This is a genomic window from Phreatobacter sp. (assembly GCF_030691135.1).
Classification (GTDB): Bacteria; Pseudomonadota; Alphaproteobacteria; order Rhizobiales; family Phreatobacteraceae; genus Phreatobacter.
In genome coordinates, this window is sequence record NZ_JAUYFA010000043.1 from 1 (window position 1) to 4,295 (window position 4,295).

Below are 4,295 nucleotides of genomic sequence, written 5' to 3' on the forward strand. Positions count from 1 at the left end.
ACGCTCGATCTCGGCGAGGCGGGTATCGTTGGCCTCCTTGAAGGCCTCGAAGATGCGCATGACCTCGGTATGCGTCACCTGCGCCTCGTGGGGCAGGAGCGTCTTGGTCTCGGGGGAGGCAGCAGTGTGGATCTCGGGCATGGGGTCCTCGGGGTTTGAGGGGGGTGGAACGCAAATGCCCCGCGCGATGGCGGGGCTCGGGGGGTGAAGGCACTTCAGGCGGACTTGTCAGGCGGCCACCCGCGTCACCCGCGCCCCGGCCAGCGCCGGGAAGGTGACCACCGAGACCTCCCAGAGATCGACCTCGAGGAGACGGCGCGGGCCGTCGCGGCGGCGGCGCTCGGCGCGCAGCGCCTTGAAGCCGATGGAAAGGCCGTCGACGGCACCGGCGGCCAGCAGCGCGCCGGCCTCGCGACCGCGGGCGGTAAGGGTCACCAGCCGGCCGATGACGCGCAGGCCGACCGGGTCCTCGGCCAGCGACAGCCAGCAGCCGATGGGTTCGGCCGGATCATGCTGCCACAGCATGCGAATGCCCGCGGTGCCGCGGCGCAGCAGCGAGGCCGTGAAGGCGCCGCGCTCGACCACGTCGTTCTGGGCGTCGGGAATGCCGAAGAGCGAGGCATAGCCGGTGAAGAGGCCGGTCGCGGGGTCGCTCCGCACCGGGGGGAGAACCGCCAAGGCGCTCATGACGGGCTCCGCGGCAGGCGGCCGGGCGCGGCGGCGAAAAGGTCGAGGGCGCGCACGCGGCCGCCGCCCGGCGGTTTCGGCGGCGTCTCCAGCGCCTCCAGGGCGGCGACGAAGCGACGGATCGGGTCGGCGGCGGGCGCGGTGGGGCGTTCCGGCCGGAGCCGGTCGAGAAGGGTGTGGATCATGGCGACATCCCGCGGATAAGCCCTCCCGCGGGAGGGCGGCTATTGCTCCAGAAGCAGCGTGTTCTGGGCGAATTCGAAGCGGCGCAGCTTCGACAGGAAGCTCATGCCGAGCAGGTTCACCGACAGCGCTCCCTGCGGCAGCACCACGGCCTCGACGGCGGCGACGGACAGCCCCTCCACCTCGAGGCGGGGGATGGTGACGCGCTTGCCGAGGACGCGGCCATTGGCCGTCTGCATCGGCGTGTCCATGGTCATGCCCGGCCGGACGAGGCCGAGGTCGAGGCCGGTCGTCCAGGTCAGAGCCACGATGGTGGCGCCGGTATCGACCAGCATCTCGAAGCTGCGCCCGCCCACCTGGGCCCGGGCGCGGACATGGCCGTCGCGGCCCGCCGCCAGGCGGCGCGAGGGATAGCCGCCATTGGGCGTGGCGGTCAGCGCCGAGGGCGTCGCCGGCGTCGCCGGGGCGGTGGCCGCGGCGGGCTGATAGCCGAGCATGGCCATCACGGTGCTGACACTGTCGGGCTGCGCCACGGCGACGACCCCAAGCGGCAGCATCAGGAGGTAGAAGGCCTTGGGCAGCATGGCGGCGCGGCTCCGGTTGTCCCGCCGCAAGCCTTAGGCCGGGACCGCTTGGCCCCTGGTTAAACCGGCCGGATGACCGGTCGCGAGGGTTAAGCGAAGCCTGCCGCAACCCCTCGCTTTCAAGGCTCCGGCCCCTCGCCGCGGCGGCGCGCCGCCCGCTCGTTGAACCGCGTGAGTTCGCGGACGAAGGCGTCGAAGCGGCGGTTGGCGGCGGCCAGCTCCTTCAGCGTCCAGACCAGCAGGCCGGTGGTCACCGCGGCCCACATGAACAGCGCCAGGGCGGCGATGTCGGCGCGCTCGATGAAGGCGCGGACGACGGGTTCGGCACCCTGGGGCAGCATGGCGGTCCTTTCGGGGTGGGGTCTTGAGCGACGGAGATGGCGACGCCCCACCCGCACCCTCCCCGCTGGCGCGGGGAGGGAGACTTCGACCTCGCGCCTCATACGGAGCGGTCGAGCCAGGCACGAGGGCGACGAACGGCCGTGGCGTGGTACTCCCCCTCCCCGCGCCAGCGGGGAGGGTAAGGGTGGGGCCTTCCCGCCCCCTCACACCGCCGGCTTCTCACGCGGATAGCCGAGCGCCTCGCGTTTCTCGCCCTCCGACAGGAAGCCGGCCTGCCCGATGCGCCGCCACAGGCTCTCGCGCTCGGCATGGAGGGCGCCGATGGCGTCCTCGTCGGGCGTGGCGTGGAGCGTGCCCTCCGGCACCAGCCAGCCCGCCAGCGCCCCGACGATGCGGCGGGCGAGCGGCAGGGCGGTGTCGCGGTGGAAGGCGCGGTTGGCCTCCTGATAGTTCGCATAGGTGGCATCGCCGGGAATGCCGAGGACCAGCGGCGGCACGCCGAAGGCGAGCGCGATCTCGCGGGCGGCGCCGTGCTTGGCCTCCATGAAATCCATGTCCCTCGGCGACAGCGACAGCGCCTTCCAGTCGAGCCCGCCTTCGAGCAGCAGCGGCCGCCCGGCATTGCGGCTGCCTGAAAAGCCCTCGGCGAGCTCGGCTTTCAGCCGCTCGTACTGGTCCTCGGAGAGGGTGCCGTCGCCGCCGGAATAGACCAGCGCGCCGGAGGGCCTCGCGGCGTTGTCGAGCAGCGCCTTGGTCCAGGCTGTCGCGGCATTGTGGATGTCGATGGCGCTGGCGGCCGCCGCCAGCGGCGCCAGGCCGAAATGGTCGTCGAAGGGATGCGGCAGGGTGAGATGCAGGACCGGCGGCACCGCGCCCTCCTGGGCAAAGCGCAGCGAGCGTCCGTCCAGCTCGTAGTCGTAAGCCGCGGGACGGCCGTCGGCGCCGGGCACCAGCCGCATGCGGTCGGGGCGGAGCACGTGCAGCTCACGCAGCCGCCCCTCGAGGCTCACCGCCTCGACATAGGCATTGCCGGTGAGGAGCAGGTGGCTCGCCAGCATCTCGGCCAGCGCCACGCGGTCCTGGCGCTCGTTGGGTTTCTCGATGAGCAGCGCCGCCGGATGGGCGGAGGCATCCGAGCCGCTTTCCGTGAACTGGAAGGGGATCTCGGCGCTGGCGCGGGCGACGCGGGCGACGGCGCGCGCCGCCACCGGGTTCTTCGCCAGGGCCTCGGCATGGAAGCGCTTCGGCTCGGGCGAGGACCAGTGCGGGCGGCCGAGGGGCGACAGCGCGACGAGCGCGGCCGTGCGCGACCGCTTCGCCTCGGGGGCGCCGAGGAGACGGGAGAGGAAGGACATGGGGGACTCCGCGTGGGGCGGGGTGGGGTGTCAGTCGAGGCCGATGATGACTTTGTCGGGCCACTCGGGATGGCTGAACCAGAGGCTCACCCGCGTCGTCACGTTCGGGACCGGCACGGCAAAGACCTCGGTGTCGTCGACCTCGACAACGCGGATGAGGCGTGACGGGGTGGGGATTTCCTTGACGAATTTCGGCTCGCGACCGGGATCGACTTCGGTACGGGAGCCGATGACGACTTCGGTCGGCCCGTCGGGCTCGGGCAGGAGCATGAAGCAGATGGAGGTGGCGGTCGCGCAAGCCTGGTTGGGAGCATCCTCCGGCATGAAGATGGGCACCTCGCCACCCTCTTGGTCTTCGATGAACAGGATTGAGTGCGCCGGGCGCACGATCGCCGTTTGCATTATCGTTCTCCTCTGTTCCTCAGCCAGCGAATATAGGCACCCTGCACATTGCTGCAGTGTCGGCACTGGGGCCAGACATCCTGTGGACGCCCCCACGGGTTCCAACCTGTGTTTGGCTGATGATCGAAATACCAATGACCTGAGATTGTACCGGGTGTTTTTCTCCCGCAAGTATTGCAGCCGTTACGGTCGCCGAAAGCATCGTTCAGTTCGCGTTCGGCTTGATTAAAGCGCCTGCCAATAGGGGCTGTGAAGGATTCAACTGCGAATCGACCCGGGCCGCCGATCCCCCAGCGGACCAGAAATGCCTCGTGGGCCTCCGCCGCTGTCGCGACCGCCCGCAAGTGTTCGATCCGGCTTTCGACCGTGCCGCTAATCAGGCTCTCCGGTCTCCGCCAAGTCGGATCACGATCTCTGATCCTTGCCGCTGCGGCATCAATTCTGGCGCGCAGAACCGCCATAGCGGCCTGTTGTCCGGGCGTCGCCTCGGACAACGGCGTGCCGCGGCGCCTGATCATCTCGCGCGGTGATGCGCCGCCACCACTGGTCCACTGTCCGCCGTCCGGGCTTCCGGCCGGGACACGCGGCTGGTTCGGGTCGTAGCGGCGGTGCAGGCCCAGCGCCGTTTTGAGGACGAGGATGTCCCAGCGCAGATCGGCGATGGCACGCAACAGCCGCGTGGAAGCAATCGCGCGGCGGCTGTCGCCCGCGGCGCGCCAGAAAGGCAGCGGTGTCATGAGGC

General features: G+C 70.6%; 6 protein-coding genes and 1 pseudogene. All 7 read right to left on the reverse strand.

Going from position 1 to position 4,295, the window contains the following annotated elements; all coding sequences use genetic code 11:
* Positions 1 to 228: 228 nt before the first annotated feature.
* Positions 229 to 687, reverse strand: a complete 459-nt coding sequence (locus Q8O26_RS07610) for an HK97 family phage prohead protease (protein ID WP_305574903.1) — start codon at positions 685 to 687, stop codon at positions 229 to 231.
* Positions 684 to 872, reverse strand: a complete 189-nt coding sequence (locus tag Q8O26_RS07615; RefSeq protein ID WP_305574904.1) for a hypothetical protein — start codon at positions 870 to 872, stop codon at positions 684 to 686. Before Q8O26_RS07615 ends, Q8O26_RS07610 begins: the two co-directional genes overlap by 4 nt.
* A gap of 39 nt (positions 873 to 911) precedes the next feature.
* Positions 912 to 1,454, reverse strand: coding sequence for a TIGR02281 family clan AA aspartic protease (locus tag Q8O26_RS07620; RefSeq protein WP_305574905.1), 543 nt, complete (start codon positions 1,452 to 1,454; stop codon positions 912 to 914).
* 119 nt (positions 1,455 to 1,573) lie between these two features.
* The gene (locus Q8O26_RS07625; RefSeq protein WP_305574906.1) at positions 1,574 to 1,795 is read right to left on the reverse strand and encodes a hypothetical protein; all 222 of its coding nucleotides are present in this window, start codon (positions 1,793 to 1,795) and stop codon (positions 1,574 to 1,576) included.
* Between the two features lie 204 nt (positions 1,796 to 1,999).
* A complete protein-coding gene (locus tag Q8O26_RS07630; RefSeq protein WP_305574907.1) occupies positions 2,000 to 3,151 on the reverse strand; it encodes a phage portal protein in 1,152 nt (383 codons plus the stop codon).
* Positions 3,152 to 3,181: 30 nt separating this feature from the next.
* Entirely contained in the window at positions 3,182 to 3,487 is a 306-nt protein-coding gene (locus Q8O26_RS07635; RefSeq protein WP_305574908.1) for a hypothetical protein, read from the reverse strand.
* 65 nt (positions 3,488 to 3,552) lie between these two features.
* Positions 3,553 to 4,295, reverse strand: a pseudogene (locus Q8O26_RS07640) (hypothetical protein); the annotation flags it as partial.